This is a genomic window from Microcoleus sp. PH2017_12_PCY_D_A, assembly GCF_020738565.1.
In the GTDB taxonomy this organism is placed as follows: Bacteria; Cyanobacteriota; Cyanobacteriia; order Cyanobacteriales; family Microcoleaceae; genus Microcoleus.
In genome coordinates, this window is sequence record NZ_JAEQCI010000049.1 from 23,550 (window position 1) to 39,267 (window position 15,718).

The window sequence follows — 15,718 nt, forward strand, 5'->3', positions numbered from 1 at the left end:
AACAATAACATCATCAAAGTGGAGGGTAAGACGTGGTAAGTAGCTTAAGTTTACGAGATAGAAATTATCGAATCGCTATTGCGATCGACTTTGGTACAGCCCGATCGGGTTATGCTTATCAGTTTTTTGAAGACAAGGATGTAAAAGAGCCTATATTTCGGAATAAATGGCCAGATACCAATGAGTTTTATCCTAAAACTTTAACTGAAATATTATTTAGTTCTGATGGTACTGTGGAGGCGTGGGGACATACGGCAAGGAAAAGATTTCCTCACCTAACGGAAGAAGCTTCGGACAAGAGTTACATCTTTATTGACAATTTCAAGACGCTACTCCATGAAGGAAAAGATCGTGATGAAGATGGCCCCTTCATTATGAGGGAAGGTCAGAAATTTTCAGTGCTGAGATTGATCGCTGAATTTCTAAAGTTAGTTAAAGAAACTGCTCTCAAAGATATTTCAGAAACGCTTGGTGGAGCAGGTTTGTTGGATGAAAACGAGATTCGCTGGTGTTTAACTGTCCCAGCAGTGTGGGGAGAAGATAGTAAGCAGATTATGCGTCGTGCTGCTGAATTAGCTGGATTGATTGGGGAAGAAAGTCAAGAGGCAGAAAGATTACTCTTGGTTTTAGAGCCAGAAGCGGCTGCGGTTCATTGTCAGCAGGTGATGATGCGACAAAAGGAATCTGCCTTGGAAAATGGCAAAGTGATTATGATTGTTGATGCGGGTGGAGGAACAGTTGATATTACTGTTCATGAAGTCAAGGGAGGACAGGGCTTAGATGAATTAATTCCCTGCGGGGGCGGATTGCATGGTTCTAAGTATGTGGACAGGAACTTTCGAGAATTCCTTGCTCGAAAGCTATCTGCTGAGGCGATGGATAAATTCCAAGCTGAATGGCCCGTAGAATATGCCAAGCTCATAAGCGAAACATGGGAAAATATTAAATGCAGTTATGACGCAACGCCTAACTGGAGAGCTTCTATCGAAATTCCGCGTAGGCTGGAAAAAATTCTTGAGGACAGCTTTCCAGAGGTTTTAGACCAGTTGGCAAATGCTCAAGGTGGCGATAATACTGTAATCCGGCTGACGAACCAAGACATGGAGACAATCTTTAACTCTGTCGTTAATCAGCTTATTAGCAAGGTCAAAAACCAATTTACTGCCCTTGAAGATCGTCCATGCGATATTCTCTTTTTGGTAGGTGGATTTGCCGAATCTCCTTTACTAAAGAAACGAATTCAGGAAGAGTTTGGTAGCAGAGTTAAAAGAGTTGTGATTCCAGATCGCCCTGGTGCGGCTGTCCTTCTTGGTGCGGCTTCTTTTGGGGTAGAGCCAGGGGTTGTGATTGCTCGGCGATCTAGGCTGACTTATGGCAAAGGCTGCATGAGTCCCTTTGAAAATGGCAAAGACCCAGAGGATAAGCGCATACCAAAAGAGTTGGTGAGTAAGCTCTTTCAGCAAGAAGAAGACTGCGATTATTGTAATGGAAGATTTGATATATTTGTTGGTGCTGGCGATCGCGTTCCTAATGATGCTGTTGTTACTCGAAGCTATCAAATCCCTCCCAATCAGACAGAATTGACGGTAACGTTTCTCTCAACATCTAATCCTAGAGTTCGCTATACGGATGAGGAAGGAGTGAGCGAGATTGCTCAAACTGAGTTGCGGTTGCCATTCGCACCTAAAGACAAGTCATCTAAGCGCATGGAAATAGAAATGCAATTTGGTCTTTCGGAAGTCGTTGCCTATGCGATCGATCCCATCAGTGGCAATCGAGAAAGATGTAATTTCAGATTTTCTTCTAGTTACTAATTGCAGGAGTATAATATGAGTCATCAATTTCAAATTGTATTTAAGTCTCGTGAATCGCCCGCGCATTATCTCCAAACTTCATATCATTGGTATAAGGAGATCAAGACTTTCGATTTCTCACTTGAACGTGAGAGAGTTTTTACATTGATTGAAAGTTATGGACAAGATGTGATGTTGTGTTTGGCAGAACTTATATCTGATCTTCGTCAAAATTCAGATATCAGCTCAGAAATTGAAGAATTTATTCAAGTAAGTCAAGATAAAGATCTACTTAGAGATAAAGTCCAAAAGTTGTTGTTAGAGTATTCAGATATGAAATCATCTAACCAGGCTTTGAAAACAACTATCTCTGGATTGGTTGAGTCTAAAGCCAACAAAGAATTAGCGCAATTGCGAAGTCAAATTACAGAACTTCAACGAAACATCGAAAATGTCGAGCATCGCAACAGACAACTTAGCGGTGAGTTATCAAACGAGAGAAATCGGAGTAGTAAATACCGACAAAGCGATACAGAATATCACCGCCTTAATCAGCAATATAACGATCTTATTCATAAGTACAATACTTTGCAGAACCAAGTTGCTAGTATTCCTCAAATTACACAAGAAAACGAGAAGCTGAAAAAGTCTAAGCAGGATTTAGAAAAACGAGTTCAAGAGATTGAACAGGAACTTCAAGAGGCTCAACAAAAGCTTTCGGTAGCGACGACTCGGTTACGCGGTCTTAACATCAACCCCAATTTGGCGGGTGGTGGCTCTCGCTCCGATCAACTTAAAAATGAATTTTCCCACCTGAAGATGGGATTATTTCACGAGGCAAGTAGCAAAGTCTTAAACGGCTGGAGAGAGCGAGGTTCTACACTTACTTTTAGATCTGAAGAGTTTTCTAAGATCAAGTCCATCTTGTCTGAACGAGTCTTTTGTGGCGGCATGGCGTACTTTGCCAAGGACAAAGCCGAAATTGACACAGAATTGCATTTGATTATGGAAGTCCTGTCAGGCATTGAAGATTTTAGTCTTACGCCACCAATCTCTCAAAAGATTCAGGCAAGAATCCAAGCGGGCTTGCTTTCTTCTAAGGGCGTAGATAACTCCGATCAAGCACTCACAAATTATGCCAACAAAGCGACAACACTTATAGATCAAGATTTACGGCAAATCACAAACTGTAAAACGACAGGGGAAGCCTTGGCCGAAATCCTAAAGTTTGCTGAATCAGGTTTAAGGCTAGTTCGAGACATTGTAAACGATCCAAACTCAGGTGAGCTTTTTATACCAGAGAATGGGGCTGCATTCGATGAAAGCTCTCACGAAACCAGAGATGAGAATAGAGTTCAAATCAAAATGACCGTCTGTGCAGGCTATCGCGTAGCAGGAAACGTCCTAGTAAAAGCTGATGTTATTACCTGTGATTCTGAACCTCTGTCAAAAAAAAAGGAAATGAACACGGCGTTGAATATTTCTAACGAGCCTCAAGAAGAAAGCAATCAACAAAGCTTGAAGAGTATTGAAGATGAAAAAAATAAGAATAAAGATCATGAAGATGATAAAAAATCTCTGCCCCAGGAAATAAATATAGAGCATTCAAGTTCTATAGAAAATCAATCTTTAGATTCACAGAATAATCATCAAAAAGAGAACCCCAAAGATGAAAATCATGTAGAGTCTCAAAAAACTGATAGCAGGATAGATACAACTTTCAGTGGCAAGGTAATGTCTAATAGTGGGGTAGATTTCTGCATTGCCCCGCGCAATGATGCTCGCACACAAAGCGAAGCAGGATATGATGACAAATTAAACTTTGAAGGTTGGACTAATGGTGACAAGATGGTTGGCGCTGACGGAACAGAAGATGACAGATGGTATAAGGTGGCAGGGCAAGACTTTTGGGTTCCAGCCTGTTTTATCGATGGAGAACCACCCAGTAATTTATCACCCATGACTATTGAGGGAGGTGGTGATGAATCCAAGTAAACTGAGGATTTTTGATCGTAGATCCCCAGTCAAAGTGCTTGGCCCTTTCTCAAGGGCTGTAATTTGGGTACAAGGCTGTGATTTCGGTTGTAAAGGCTGTATTGTGCCTGAATCGTGGGATCGAAATGCTGGAGAAGATGTTGATATTTCTGAGCTTGTCGATTGGATACTTAATCAGCCAAGCATAGAAGGTATCACCTTATCTGGTGGCGAACCCATGTTACAAGCAGAAGCCATGTCTACTCTGATCGATCGCATTAGAACCGAGAAAGATTTGGGGGTTATGTGTTACACGGGCTTTCGCCTAGAGCATTTAAAAGAGCAAGGCACTACTTCACAAACGAATCTGTTAAAAAAGATCGATCTTTTGATTGACGGAGTATATGTAGAAAATTTGCAGGATGACCTGCTGTGGCGTGGTTCTAGCAATCAAAGACTATTGCTTTTGAGCGATCGCTATCGAGAGTTTTTAGAAGCTCAAGGCGATCGCTCGGCAGGACTAGAGTTTTTCTTCGCCGAGACTGGTGAAGTTGGCTTTTCAGGAGTTCCCGCTCAGTTAAACTTCCGCCAAGAATTTGAATCTCGAATGTCCAAGCGATCGGTCATTGTTAACCCAAAGTAAACAAGGATAAAATTTATGAGTGGCACACCCAAGTATTCATCAGCAGAATTAGAACGCCAACGGCAACAACAATTAGAAGAAGAACGTCGTCGCAAAGCGGCACAAGAAGCAAGACTCAGAGCAGAAGCAGCAGAAAGAGAACGCCGTCAACGCCTAGAGAATTTGCGAAGCAAAGTCAACTCCCAGCAACAGTCGGTTGCGACGCAGATTCAGCAGCAGCAATCAGCTATGTATCCCCAAGATGCCGCAGCGTTACAACAGCGGTGCCAAAATCAAACCAATACAATTCGTCAAGCCCAAGATGAGTCCAAACTGCAAAATTTAGCGATCGAACTCAACCAAATCTTACAAGATACCGATCAGGCTGTCACCCGCAAACGTCGAGATGATGAAGAGAAAAAGCGCAAGGAAGAAATCGAGCGGTTGCAATTTGAGCTTGAGGAGCTAGAAAGAGAAGTTGGGCGTATTCCTACAGGTGATGCCAGTAAATTTGATGAAACTGGTCAAAATTCTGTAAAACAGGCACTTGCAACGGTGCGATCGGCTTTGGCTACGGGTAATCCTCAAAATGTACAAGCGCCGATAAATAACGCGACTAAAGTTGTCAAACAACACACTCAAGTAGTTGCTCAACGCCGAGCGGAATGGGAAAAACGCAAAGCAGCAGCAGAACAAGTTGTTGGTCAAATTCAAGACTTGGTAACAGGATTAAAAGCAGATCCAGTAGTAATGCGATGGCATTCTCATTCTGTTTCCCAGCTAGAAAATGAACTGCAAAAAGCCAATCAAGCTCTTACCTCAGAACAGTTCGATCTTCCAACCGAAATCCTAGCTAAAGCTAAGGAAAAAGAGAAGCAAATCATCGAAGAAGCGAATGTTGCACAACTGAAAGCAGATAAACGAGACTATATCACCGAATCGATTGTTGCAACCCTTCAAGATATGGGCTTTTCTGTGCTTTCTATCCAAGACGAACACGCGGGGCATCCGTCCACAGCAAAAGTCTTTACCGCTACGGCAGCAGGCAAGGCAATCAGCGTCAGCGTTCCTGTAGAAGGACAAGTCTGGTACGATGTCGATGGCTACTCGAAAAATACGGTTGCTTCCGTTGCTGACGGAAACCCAGTAGCAATTTGCGATGAGGCAGAAGCAGTGCTAACAGAAATGCACAGCGCTTTGCAGCAGGAATTTGGAGTTCAGATGGGTGAAATTGCATGGCAAGGTAAAGATCCTAATCGTATTACTCGGACAGCCACAGATTTACCGACAGATGCCAAACAAGCTAAAGGAGGAAACCGATGAGCAATCCAGTTTACTTTCGATGGTTGACAGAGCTTGAAAAGCAGATTCACTGTCGTAAACATATCATTTTGTATGGAAATATCCATGATGAATTTTTATGGAGAGATGAACGGCAAACTGTATACAAAATTATCAATACTTTCTTGCATGAATTGGGCTTTAGTCTGATCGTGCGTTACAGTCCTGTAAATGGATTTAGTTACTTTTCTGAACCCATGAGAGAGCAATTTGGTTCTCTAATTCAAGAAAGAGCGATCGAGCATCACACTCAACCTCCCTCCGCTGATACACCTAGTCCAGAACCTCCTGCCAACCCTATGGCACCGCCTACCCGCCGCAATCCAGGGGTTAGCACTAGGCAAGCTTCAAATATCAGAATCTTACCAGAAGTAGCTTTTGGCAATCTCAGAATGGCACTATCGCAGACTACTACTTCAGTAGCTGCAATTGTTGACACTGTAGATATGCTAACTTCCGATCCGAGCCAGTATAGTCTCGAAGAACGGAATCTTTTGATGCTGCTTAAGATGTGTACATTGGAATCAGCAGTGTTGACAGAGGGTAATCTGGGTGGCTATAGAAATAGTCTGATTTTAGTGGCAAGTGATTTAGCAAGAATCCCCCAGTGGGTGTACAAGGACAATCCATTAGTTGAACTGATTCAAGTATCTTCCTTAAATAAGGATGAGCGTCGTCAGTTTGCTCAGAGATCCCTGCGTCCTCGCGAAGGTTTTAAAGGATTTTTTGAAGGAGATAAAATTAGCATACAACGAGCTAATCATAGTGCGCCTTCACAGCTAGAAATCTTAGCAGAGGAACTAGCAGATCTAACAGAAGGGTTCCATACGGTAGATTTGGAAGCTCTGAGAATGACCTCATGGCGAGACAAAATCCCTTTGAAAGAAAAGAATGTCAGAAAACTTGTGGATTTTTATAAATTTGGAAGACGAGATGATCCTTGGGAGGAAATTAGTTCTGAAAAAATTGCCTCTGCAAAACAAGAGTTATCTCGATCGGTTATGGGGCAGCCAAAAGCTATTGAAGCCGTAACGTCAATGTTAGCCAGCGCCAGAATCGGCTTAAGCATGGGTGGTGGAAAATCATCAACTCAGCCCAAAGGAATCTTTTTCTTTGTTGGCCCTACAGGTGTTGGTAAAACTGAACTGGCAAAAGCATTAGCAAGACTGCTGTTTGCAGATGAATCTTCTCTAATTCGTTTTGACATGAGTGAGTACGCTCAAGAACACGCTGCTGAAAAACTCACTGGTGCGCCACCGGGATTTGTGGGATTTGAAGCAGGTGGACAATTGACTAATCGTGTCTTGGAACAGCCGTACAGTATTCTTCTATTTGACGAAATAGAGAAAGCTACTCCAAAAGTGATGGATAAATTTTTACAAATACTAAGTGATGGCAGGCTAACCGATGGCAAAGGTCAAACAGTCTATTTTAACCAGACTGTAATTATTTTTACCAGCAATATTGGTGCATCCGATCTTACCAATGCCCATACAGGCGAGACAATTCGTGCTGGAATTATGACCCAAATTAAGGAAGGAAATATACCTCATTACTCGCAAGTAGAGGATCATTTTGACAAAGAAGTTCGATGGTATTTCAGTAATTATATTGGTCGAGCCGAACTACTAGGGCGACTAGGAGATAATATTATCGTATTCGATTTACTGCGACCTGAGTTTATTACTTCAATTGCTAATAAATTTCTTCAGCAATACGCTGAAATTACTAAGGAGAAGTATAAACTAAAAATCAATTTTTTACCTTCAGTTTTAGAGGGTTTGTCGATGCGTATGCAGGAAGAGAAAAACTTGATTCTTGGAGGACGACGTACAAAATCTCTGCTAGAAACTTTGGTTGAGAAACCTCTAAACAGTTGGCTTTTTGAAAACTTTCCTGATACGGGTGTACTTTCAAACAAGATTTTGTCTGTAGAACTAAGTCAGGATGGTTCTCTTCTTCCAAAAATAATTGATTAACTAAAACAAAACAGGGGAAACTGATGACTAAAATGACTTACCCTCTATCAGGTTCGCACCTCGCAGGTTCCTGAAAGTATTACTCGATCGAGACTTACGAACTCAGAGCAAAGAAACCAGGTTTTTTCCCGAATCTACGGGTAACAACGAAGGATTTTCTCCAAAAACCCGGTTTCTGAACCCCCATGCGTAAGTCCTATCTATTATAGCCTTTCTCACATTCATTCGCGGACAAATCTTGACCTGAAAAGCTTTACACTGTAAAAGTTCCAGCATATCTTGGCATACCTCATCTTTCTGAAAAAGGCTATATACAGTGCCTTACTTTTCCACAACCAGCTCAATAAAAATTAATTACATTCCTTTGTTGCTCATAAAAGCGATCGCCCTTTCGCCCCAAAAGCGCGATCGCCCTTAATGTCACTTCCCTTAATTACAAAACAAACTCGGCTCTACATGAAAAAAACTCCCCAGAATCAATGCCAACTCTTTACCAATATTTCCCTCGCCATTAACCACTTCAGACACTCTTTTTTCAGATCCAATGACTCCTACCAAGTCCGCAGGCTGTAACTCTCTTTGTTCCATCAAAAACAGCAATATCGAATGAGGCGTTGCTGTAGTTCCTGGTGCATAATATTCCTGCTCAAATTTCTCAATCAATGCAATCAGCAACTCATATAACTCATTTTCTTCAGGAGTGCGATCGCACTGGCTCATTAACTTTTCCACCATAGCCAGAGCTTTCTCATTATCCGCTTCGTTTCTAATTATTTTTGGCTGGTACTGAGACAATAACTCTTTGTATTTATCGGAATTAAAAGTAAGGGTCATTTTTCCATTTCTCCTTGTCATACTCAGCATGGGTGAGAATATATTTGATATAAATTAATTGGCTTTCATAATCAATACTAACTATTAATCGATAATTATTACCTTTAATATTAAAAACTGTAAACCCTCCAACAGCTTCGGCTTTAGGAAAAACAGATTGTACCTCAATTAAGTTAGACCATTTAGCCTTGTTAGCAATCTTAAACCAGTTATCCAAAGCTTCCCCGCAATCAGCATGAGTTTCGCTGTATTCACGCACCCGTCGGTAGCTGATTATGTGCATCTACTATAAGCAATTTAAACTAAATTTTAGTTTAGCTCAACCAATTTCTTTCGTCAAGGGCGTGAAGCGCAGCTATCCCGTAGGGAATCGCCCTTAATCTCCAAAGTGCGATCGCCCCAAAGTGAACTGTCAGTCCATCAAACAGTGTCCCTCAAGAAAATTAACCTTGAGGACGAGGTAAATCAAACACCACTTCAAATCGGATATTGGGCACTCGTTGCCGAAACAACAGAAGATGTCCCTCCGCATCCGATCGCCTGCGATATCGACCGACGATCGCCCATTGCAAACTAGACGGACGAGGTGACACAATAGGGGAAACCTCCAACAGATTGCAGTGCATGAGTGACAGCGAAAGGATTTCAGTGGTTTTGCCAACACAGGCGAAAAAAGAGCTAGAAAAATTGTGCGATATCGAAAAGCGATCGATCTCCAACGAGAGTCTACCTTCTGATTCAAGAGGCGATCGACCAAGCCAAAGCATCCGGCAAACTCAAATCAACCGATGAGTGAAACTAAAACTTTATTTATCGTCAAAGCTACAAACAGAATGAAAACTATTACCATTACAATTCCCGACGAACGTCTTCTCAAGCTACAAGAAACAGCCTCTAGCCTGGGTATATCACTAGAAGCATTACTACTTATGAGCGCTGAAAACTTGCTTGTACCGCCAGAAACATCCTTTGAGAATGCTATGGAATATGTCCTCAAAAAGAACGCTGAACTCTATAAAAAACTGGCGTAATGCGCTATCTAACTTTAACTGAAGTCTTAGAACTTTATCGCCGTATTATCGAGCAGTCTGGCGGAGCATCTGGTATCGCCAATTTAGGAGCATTAGAGTCAGCTTTATCTCAGCCACGCATGACCTTTGGTGGGGAGGAACTTTACCCAACTATCGTAGAAAAAGCCTCAGCTATTGGCTTTGCTTTAATTAAAAATCATCCCTTCTTGGATGGTAACAAACGCATCGGCCACGCAGTAATGGAAGTCTTTTTAGTTTTGAACGGATTTGAAATTTCTGCATCTGTAGATGAGCAAGAACAAATCATTTTACAAGTCGCATCAAGTGCGATCGCCCGCGATGAGTTTACTGAGTGGTTGCGCTCTCATGTTGTCAATCGATCTATTTAATACCAGGGTATTGCTATCTTGATGGAACAGCCACATCCAGGAACGGGTGGCCGTCATCGGCGCACGCAATCCTACGGACAAAAACAACCATACTTTAATCTATCACCCCGGCAAGCTCTAGCTTGTGCCGTGTGGGATGTGCGATCGATTTGGGTGCATCTGGCGCAAGGCGAATATATCCGTAGGGGCGAAGCATGACCTCCGTGAATATGAGATTATAACTCATGACTTATATGCGGTCATGCTTCTTCAGGCTTCAAAAACCAGATGCACCCATCGATTTATCGTCAAGATCCATTGTATACACCAACGCATCTTATTCTTGAGTCCGCGCACCATTCGGACATCGCTTGTATAGAGGCGGTTTCAACCGCCGATTCTTATAGTTTCTGAACCAAACAAATCTTGCAAAGTTATTTAAATTGTAACGCATCTTATTCTTGATTCCGCGCACCATCCGGACATCGCTTGTATAAACCTGGTTTTAACCGCCGATTCTTATTGCCCAACTATCAATTGACTGAGTAGATTTAACAACATTCATCCCCGCCTGCGCGAATCTTAAAAAAGCCGCATCTGCTTGTTCCGTAAAATCAACAACACCAGGAACAACCACCGGCGAAGTGCAATCTTCCAACAAATAAACCTTCCTAGCCAACATAGAATCCCGCGCCACAATTTCAGTCAGCAAATCATCAATCGTCCAAGCAACGCAATGACTTTTTGCTTGTCCCGCAATAATTACCGCATCAAAATCGAGCAACTTATCAATAAACTGAGCATTTTTATGAGCAATCGGATTTCCGTCTGCACCATCTAACACTTCCGGCTGCAAAACCGAATAATTTTCAGTTAAGGGATTGCCGCCTTTAATCTCAAAAAGTGCTTGACTGTTGCGCGCCATACTGTGGAAAAATATCGCTTCTTCCACCGCCGAAACCAGGGCGTGTCCGATGCCGCCCAGCATTGAGTGATAGGGCCAAATTGTCAAGGGAAATTTGCCATTGTCGCTGAGTTTCTGCACGTAGTGAAGGCAGTGTTTTTGCAGTACCGCATAATTGCCGCCCGCGATGCTGTCGGCGACGGCTGGGTTGACTTTCCAAATTCCTTGCTGCACATCTTCCAGAGTAATTAATGTGGCGGCGGGAATGGGGTTTTCGCCTGCATCATTTATCCAAAATATGGGATGGAAAATTTGCATGGCGGTGTGGGTGTCCATTGTTGGCGCAATGGTTGTAATTGCGCTTAAATTCCGGTAGATGAATTCGCACAGGCGCAGATTGTCATCGACAGCACCGCTACCGGAACGCCCGCCTACAAATAGTTCAAATTCTGGTACGCAAAAGGTGTTTTGGGCGTCAATTATTAGCAAACAAATTTGCTTTTCGTCGCTGGATGCTGGCTGAATACCATGTTTTAATGCCCAATCCTTAGCTTCAGTCGCTCTTTCTTGATAGGGAACTCGCCAGATTTCACTGATTTTCTGGGCATTGAAATATTCTGGAATTGGGAGTTGCTTTTTTGCGGTCATGGTTGATATGGTAAGTTGACAACTGCTATATAATGCTGGTATCTATCTATTTATGGGTCAATTATGGAGCCAGAAGCAAATCAGATTTCTATTAGGTATACTTTTAAACGCCGATTGTTGTTTTTGTCGATCGCCCTTTCCATCGCCCTTTTAATTGTAGCAACTAGATCTGCCTACGTTCAAGGACTGTTAAGAACAGTTTTAATCCAAATCGAGCATTTAGGCGTCTGGGGGCCAGTCGCCTTTATCGCTACCTACAACTTAGCCACGGTACTATTTATACCTGGTTCCGTGCTGACCTTGGGAGGCGGCGTGCTGTTTGGGCTGTGGTGGGGTTCGATATACGTGTTAATCGCCGCCACCTTAGGGGCTACCTTTGCTTTTCTGATCGGGCGGTACCTGTCGCGCGATCGCGTGGTAAGATATATGGAAGCTCACCCGAAGTTCAAAGCCCTCGATCGCGCAGTTGCTAAAGAAGGATTAAAAATAGTCTTTTTAACTCGTCTCTGTCCTTTATTTCCCTTCAATTTATTAAATTACGCCTTGGGAATTACCCAAGTTTCTTTGAAAGATTACGTGTTAGGTTCCTCCGGCATGATACCGGGAACCGTGATTTACGTTTACTCAGGTTCTTTGGTGGGAAATATTGCTGCGATATGTACGGTAAATCAGCCTGCAAATCCCCAAGCCGAACTGGTAAAATGGTTGATTAATATTATCAGTTTTACGGCTGCTGTCGCCGTCACCGTCTATATAACTCGGATTGCTCGCAAAGCTTTAGATGAAACTATTTAAATAGGAAGATTTGCTCATGTCGCAGTCAAAAGTCGATCGCGTAACAGTCCCCCCGATGGACGAACACAACCAAAAATTAGTCTCCTACTTGCATCCGCCCGATTGGGTAAACCCGCAGCCCGCCAGCAGTTACAATTTAGTAGTAATTGGCGCGGGGCCAGCCGGATTAATTGTGGCTGCGGGCGCCGCAGGTTTGGGCGCGAAAGTTGCTTTGATTGAAAAACATTTAATGGGCGGCGATTGTTTGAATGTCGGTTGCGTGCCCTCAAAAGCTTTAATTCGATCGGCCCGCGCTGTCGGCGATATCTGGAATGCGAGTAAATTTGGCGTTAATGTTCCTAACAGTGCAGAAGTGGATTTTGCTGCTGTGATGGAACGGCTGCGCCGGATTAGGGCCGGAATCAGCGATGTCGATTCAGTCGATCGCTACCAGCACACTTTAGGAGTCGATGTCTTCTTAGGTTCTGGCTCCTTTACTAGCAATTCTACCATAGAAGTTGCAGGTCAAACTCTGCGCTTTAAAAAAGCAGTAATTACCACAGGTGCAAGGGCGCGACTACCGCAAATTCCTGGCTTACAAGAAGCTGGATATTTGACAAACGAAACTGTATTTAACCTCACAGAAAAACCTCAGCGTTTGGCTGTAATTGGCGGTGGGCCGATCGGCTGCGAATTAGCTCAAGCCTTTCGGCGACTGGGTTCCGAAGTCGTGTTGCTGCACAAAAATGCTCAGATTTTGGACAAGGAAGATGTCGGTGCTGCGACAATTGTACAGCAGGCTTTTGTAAGAGAAGAAATTCAACTAATACTTGAATCTAAAATAGAGCGCGTTGAGAAAACAAATTTAGGCAAAGTAATTTATTATCAATCTCAAGGTAAGGAAGCATCGGTAACGGTAGATGAGATTATTGTGAGTGCGGGGCGATCGCCCAACGTGGAAGGATTGAACCTAGAAGCTGTAGGCGTGGAATACGATACACAAACAGGCGTATTTGTCAACGACAATTTGCAAACAACTAATCCCCGCATTTATGCTGCAGGTGACATTTGCATGAAACATAAATTTACTCACGCTGCTGATTTTGCCGCCAGGATGGTGATTCAAAACACTCTGTTTTTCGGGCGCAAAAAGCTCAGCGCTTTGACGGTACCCTGGTGTACCTATACAGATCCGGAGGTGGCGCGCGTCGGATTGGGCGAAGCGGAAGCCAAAGCCCAAGGAATTGATGTCGATACATTTTTAATTCCTTTCAGTAAGGTCGATCGGGCAATTATTGACGGCGAAGAGGAAGGATTTGTGAAAATCCACGTCAAGAAAGGCAGCGACAAAATATTAGGTGCAACTATTGTAGCGCGACACGCTGGCGATATGATAAGCGAGATTACTTTGGCAATGGTTAACAATATTGGTTTGGGGAAAATTGCGAGCACAATTCACCCGTATCCGACGCAAGCGGAAGCAATTCGCAAAGCGGGAGATGCTTACAATCGCACTCGTTTGACTCCGTTTGTCAAAAATTTGTTTAATAAATGGCTGGCTTGGACACGGTAGATAAATTGATGTCAAATCCTGTAAATCGCACTTACCCAAATAGAAGGTTTTTATGATCGATCAAGAAACTGCCTACAAGATTGCGACAGACTATATCAATACTTATCACAAAATTTATGACGACACATTAGTTATTTTAGATAACCGAATCATTGAAAAAGATTTTGGGTGGATATTTTGCTACCAGACTAAGCGTGGGTTAGAAACAAACATGACTCGTTATAAAATGATAGGGAATTGTCCAATAATTGTTGACAGGTTGGATGGCAGTATTCATTATCTAGAGGTAGAAAATGGAATAGATGCCGGAATTAGCTTCTATCAAGAAAACAGAGGGAAAATTTTTGATAATTATGCCGAGCTAGATGGCTTTCTTGAATGTTATATGGCTAAAACAGGTATAGGAGATTTTTTAAGTGATGACGCAGCTATTCAGTATTATATTACTTACGCTAAATCAAGGAAAGTTCAAGAAGTAATACAACAAGGGAAATGTCTTCTCACAAAAGAACCTTTTCCTTGGGAAAGGATAAGTGAGTTAACTGAGCGGTGTTTTGATAATCCAGAAAAAGCTCGACAATGGTTGGTAGAAATTATTTCACTCCTTGAATGTGCTAAGTTCCTTAATGTACAGTGAGTATTAATATGTAAACCGCAGATGCAAGGCAGATTGACAAAGATTAACGCAGATAATTTTAAGTATGCACTCCGACCCAAGAAACCGGGTTTTTTGCCAAATCAGTAGGATGCAACGAAGTATTTTCTTAAAAAAACCCGGTTTCTGACCACTCCTGCTTCGAGGAATATTAAGGTTACTTGGATTCTAGCATCGTGTTCAGGAAGATCGTCAAAAGTTTCCATCGATCGCCAAAATCGATCCTCCGTTAAAAATCCCCTTCATCTACTTGAAAAACAGTCAATCCCAACGAGCGCCACATATCAACAACTTGCTGGCGATCGTCCAATACAAACTTAACATTATATTTCCCTGCAATATGCTGCCGATAGATTTCCTCCTTCATAATCGCATCCTTCCTCATATCTCCGGTTTTCCGCATATAAAGGCCTGCATAATTAACCTCGTATTGCCGCAACCATTGTTCAGTCTGAGGCTGACAATCATCGGTTCTGCCCGATACTACGATAATATTAACGCTAGACTGCCACTTGCGGACGGTATCTAAGACGGGCTGATTCGGTAAATCGCGATCGCACTTTGAAGCATCAAAAGGATTTCTACCGTTGAGAAGCGCCAACGTACCGTCCATATCCACAAGAATTGCATCCGCTAAATCCGGGTTGTATTCCGGCGGCGCAACCGGAACCCGCACGTACTTATTGTACATCTTCACAATCACATCTTTACCCACCGAATTAAGTCTTTTCAAATCCCGTTTAATACACTCCTCAACCGGAACTTGCAAGAAAGAATCATTAACTTCAACGATAGCTTTACCTTTGACTAAATTCTTGATATGCTCGATGTGAGGCCCGAAATTAGTATCGTCAACAATCACGTGCTTGCCGTTTTCTAAAGCCATCAAAATAATTGTATCTCTCAATTGCACAATAAACTTTTCATTCGCCGGCGACCAATGGGAAGCGTGAGCCATTTCTCTGAGCAAATCTTTATTGCTACGCACCCACTTCGCAGGTTCAGACAGCAGCAATTCCCGGGCAAATTGAGATTTTCCAGAAGCAGGTAAACCGACAAGTACAATAACTCTTTTCATGACAATTGGTAATGGCTAGATGTAGAAACTATAATTTGTAGGGTGCGCAGTGCGCACCTTAGCGCTACCGGTAATGGCTAGATATAGAAACTATAATTTGTAGGGTACGCAGTGCGCACCTTAGCGCTACCGGTAATGGCTAGA

General features: G+C 42.7%; 17 protein-coding genes. 12 read left to right on the plus strand and 5 right to left on the minus strand.

Annotated features, from left to right (window positions below; translation table 11 throughout):
• Positions 1-32 precede the first annotated feature (32 nt).
• Genes JGK39_RS15830 through JGK39_RS15850 form a run of 5 tightly spaced genes read left to right on the plus strand, consistent with a single transcriptional unit; the run spans position 33 to position 7,709 of the window.
• Positions 33-1,814 (plus strand): Hsp70 family protein, encoded by a 1,782-nt coding sequence (locus JGK39_RS15830; RefSeq protein WP_293296786.1) that lies wholly within the window; start codon positions 33-35, stop codon positions 1,812-1,814.
• Positions 1,815-1,829: 15 nt separating this feature from the next.
• Positions 1,830-3,788 carry a hypothetical protein gene (locus tag JGK39_RS15835; protein ID WP_293296788.1) on the plus strand — a complete coding sequence of 653 codons (1,959 nt, stop codon included), beginning with the start codon at positions 1,830-1,832 and terminating at the stop codon, positions 3,786-3,788.
• On the plus strand, positions 3,775-4,410 hold the full coding sequence (locus tag JGK39_RS15840; RefSeq protein ID WP_293296790.1) for a 4Fe-4S single cluster domain-containing protein: 636 nt from the start codon (positions 3,775-3,777) through the stop codon (positions 4,408-4,410). Before JGK39_RS15835 ends, JGK39_RS15840 begins: the two co-directional genes overlap by 14 nt.
• Before the next feature lie 15 nt (positions 4,411-4,425).
• Positions 4,426-5,712, plus strand: a complete 1,287-nt coding sequence (locus JGK39_RS15845) for a hypothetical protein (protein WP_293296791.1) — start codon at positions 4,426-4,428, stop codon at positions 5,710-5,712.
• Positions 5,709-7,709, plus strand: a complete 2,001-nt coding sequence (locus tag JGK39_RS15850) for an AAA family ATPase (RefSeq protein ID WP_293296793.1) — start codon at positions 5,709-5,711, stop codon at positions 7,707-7,709. Before JGK39_RS15845 ends, JGK39_RS15850 begins: the two co-directional genes overlap by 4 nt.
• Before the next feature lie 429 nt (positions 7,710-8,138).
• On the opposite strand, the gene JGK39_RS15855 is transcribed toward JGK39_RS15850, so the two are convergent.
• From JGK39_RS15855 to JGK39_RS15865, 3 genes are all read right to left on the minus strand, one after another.
• A complete protein-coding gene (locus JGK39_RS15855) occupies positions 8,139-8,543 on the minus strand; it encodes a transcriptional regulator (protein WP_293296794.1) in 405 nt (134 codons plus the stop codon).
• Positions 8,527-8,826 (minus strand): type II toxin-antitoxin system HigB family toxin, encoded by a 300-nt coding sequence (locus JGK39_RS15860; RefSeq protein WP_293246650.1) that lies wholly within the window; start codon positions 8,824-8,826, stop codon positions 8,527-8,529. The genes JGK39_RS15855 and JGK39_RS15860 overlap by 17 nt, the downstream gene beginning before the upstream one ends.
• Before the next feature lie 160 nt (positions 8,827-8,986).
• Positions 8,987-9,136: a hypothetical protein gene (locus tag JGK39_RS15865; protein WP_293296796.1), complete on the minus strand. Its 150-nt coding sequence runs from the start codon at positions 9,134-9,136 to the stop codon at positions 8,987-8,989.
• A 31-nt stretch (positions 9,137-9,167) separates the two neighbouring features.
• Between JGK39_RS15865 and JGK39_RS15870 the strand changes: the two genes are divergently transcribed.
• Genes JGK39_RS15870 through JGK39_RS15885 form a run of 4 tightly spaced genes read left to right on the plus strand, consistent with a single transcriptional unit; the run spans position 9,168 to position 10,161 of the window.
• Positions 9,168-9,335: a hypothetical protein gene (locus tag JGK39_RS15870; RefSeq protein ID WP_293296798.1), complete on the plus strand. Its 168-nt coding sequence runs from the start codon at positions 9,168-9,170 to the stop codon at positions 9,333-9,335.
• Positions 9,332-9,574: a DNA-binding protein gene (locus tag JGK39_RS15875; protein WP_293296800.1), complete on the plus strand. Its 243-nt coding sequence runs from the start codon at positions 9,332-9,334 to the stop codon at positions 9,572-9,574. Before JGK39_RS15870 ends, JGK39_RS15875 begins: the two co-directional genes overlap by 4 nt.
• Positions 9,574-9,963 (plus strand): type II toxin-antitoxin system death-on-curing family toxin, encoded by a 390-nt coding sequence (locus JGK39_RS15880; RefSeq protein ID WP_293246639.1) that lies wholly within the window; start codon positions 9,574-9,576, stop codon positions 9,961-9,963. The genes JGK39_RS15875 and JGK39_RS15880 overlap by 1 nt, the downstream gene beginning before the upstream one ends.
• 21 nt (positions 9,964-9,984) lie before the next feature.
• Positions 9,985-10,161, plus strand: coding sequence for a hypothetical protein (locus JGK39_RS15885; RefSeq protein ID WP_293246636.1), 177 nt, complete (start codon positions 9,985-9,987; stop codon positions 10,159-10,161).
• A gap of 286 nt (positions 10,162-10,447) precedes the next feature.
• Here the strand turns inward: JGK39_RS15885 and JGK39_RS15890 are convergent, their stop codons facing one another.
• Positions 10,448-11,494: an isochorismatase gene (locus JGK39_RS15890; RefSeq protein WP_293246633.1), complete on the minus strand. Its 1,047-nt coding sequence runs from the start codon at positions 11,492-11,494 to the stop codon at positions 10,448-10,450.
• A gap of 63 nt (positions 11,495-11,557) precedes the next feature.
• Between JGK39_RS15890 and JGK39_RS15895 the strand changes: the two genes are divergently transcribed.
• The 3 genes from JGK39_RS15895 to JGK39_RS15905 are packed head-to-tail and all read left to right on the plus strand — an operon-like array spanning position 11,558 to position 14,478.
• On the plus strand, positions 11,558-12,289 hold the full coding sequence (locus JGK39_RS15895; protein ID WP_293246630.1) for a TVP38/TMEM64 family protein: 732 nt from the start codon (positions 11,558-11,560) through the stop codon (positions 12,287-12,289).
• 16 nt (positions 12,290-12,305) lie between these two features.
• Entirely contained in the window at positions 12,306-13,841 is a 1,536-nt protein-coding gene (locus tag JGK39_RS15900) for a mercuric reductase (protein ID WP_293246627.1), read from the plus strand.
• 52 nt (positions 13,842-13,893) lie between these two features.
• Positions 13,894-14,478: a YrhB domain-containing protein gene (locus tag JGK39_RS15905; RefSeq protein ID WP_293246624.1), complete on the plus strand. Its 585-nt coding sequence runs from the start codon at positions 13,894-13,896 to the stop codon at positions 14,476-14,478.
• A 247-nt stretch (positions 14,479-14,725) separates the two neighbouring features.
• On the opposite strand, the gene JGK39_RS15910 is transcribed toward JGK39_RS15905, so the two are convergent.
• Positions 14,726-15,574 (minus strand): AAA family ATPase, encoded by an 849-nt coding sequence (locus JGK39_RS15910; RefSeq protein ID WP_293246621.1) that lies wholly within the window; start codon positions 15,572-15,574, stop codon positions 14,726-14,728.
• Positions 15,575-15,718: the final 144 nt, after the last annotated feature.

Bases quoted from the DNA above. Each gene is read 5' to 3' on its own strand.
- JGK39_RS15835 (WP_293296788.1), top strand. From the start codon at position 1,830: ATGAGTCATCAATTTCAAATTGTATTTAAGTCTCGTGAATCGCCCGCG.
- JGK39_RS15840 (WP_293296790.1), top strand. From the start codon at position 3,775: ATGAATCCAAGTAAACTGAGGATTTTTGATCGTAGATCCCCAGTCAAA.
- JGK39_RS15845 (WP_293296791.1), top strand. From the start codon at position 4,426: ATGAGTGGCACACCCAAGTATTCATCAGCAGAATTAGAACGCCAACGG.
- JGK39_RS15850 (WP_293296793.1), top strand. From the start codon at position 5,709: ATGAGCAATCCAGTTTACTTTCGATGGTTGACAGAGCTTGAAAAGCAG.
- JGK39_RS15855 (WP_293296794.1), bottom strand. From the start codon at position 8,543: ATGACCCTTACTTTTAATTCCGATAAATACAAAGAGTTATTGTCTCAG.
- JGK39_RS15860 (WP_293246650.1), bottom strand. From the start codon at position 8,826: ATGCACATAATCAGCTACCGACGGGTGCGTGAATACAGCGAAACTCAT.
- JGK39_RS15870 (WP_293296798.1), top strand. From the start codon at position 9,168: ATGAGTGACAGCGAAAGGATTTCAGTGGTTTTGCCAACACAGGCGAAA.
- JGK39_RS15875 (WP_293296800.1), top strand. From the start codon at position 9,332: ATGAGTGAAACTAAAACTTTATTTATCGTCAAAGCTACAAACAGAATG.
- JGK39_RS15880 (WP_293246639.1), top strand. From the start codon at position 9,574: ATGCGCTATCTAACTTTAACTGAAGTCTTAGAACTTTATCGCCGTATT.
- JGK39_RS15885 (WP_293246636.1), top strand. From the start codon at position 9,985: ATGGAACAGCCACATCCAGGAACGGGTGGCCGTCATCGGCGCACGCAA.
- JGK39_RS15890 (WP_293246633.1), bottom strand. From the start codon at position 11,494: ATGACCGCAAAAAAGCAACTCCCAATTCCAGAATATTTCAATGCCCAG.
- JGK39_RS15895 (WP_293246630.1), top strand. From the start codon at position 11,558: ATGGAGCCAGAAGCAAATCAGATTTCTATTAGGTATACTTTTAAACGC.
- JGK39_RS15900 (WP_293246627.1), top strand. From the start codon at position 12,306: ATGTCGCAGTCAAAAGTCGATCGCGTAACAGTCCCCCCGATGGACGAA.
- JGK39_RS15905 (WP_293246624.1), top strand. From the start codon at position 13,894: ATGATCGATCAAGAAACTGCCTACAAGATTGCGACAGACTATATCAAT.
- JGK39_RS15910 (WP_293246621.1), bottom strand. From the start codon at position 15,574: ATGAAAAGAGTTATTGTACTTGTCGGTTTACCTGCTTCTGGAAAATCT.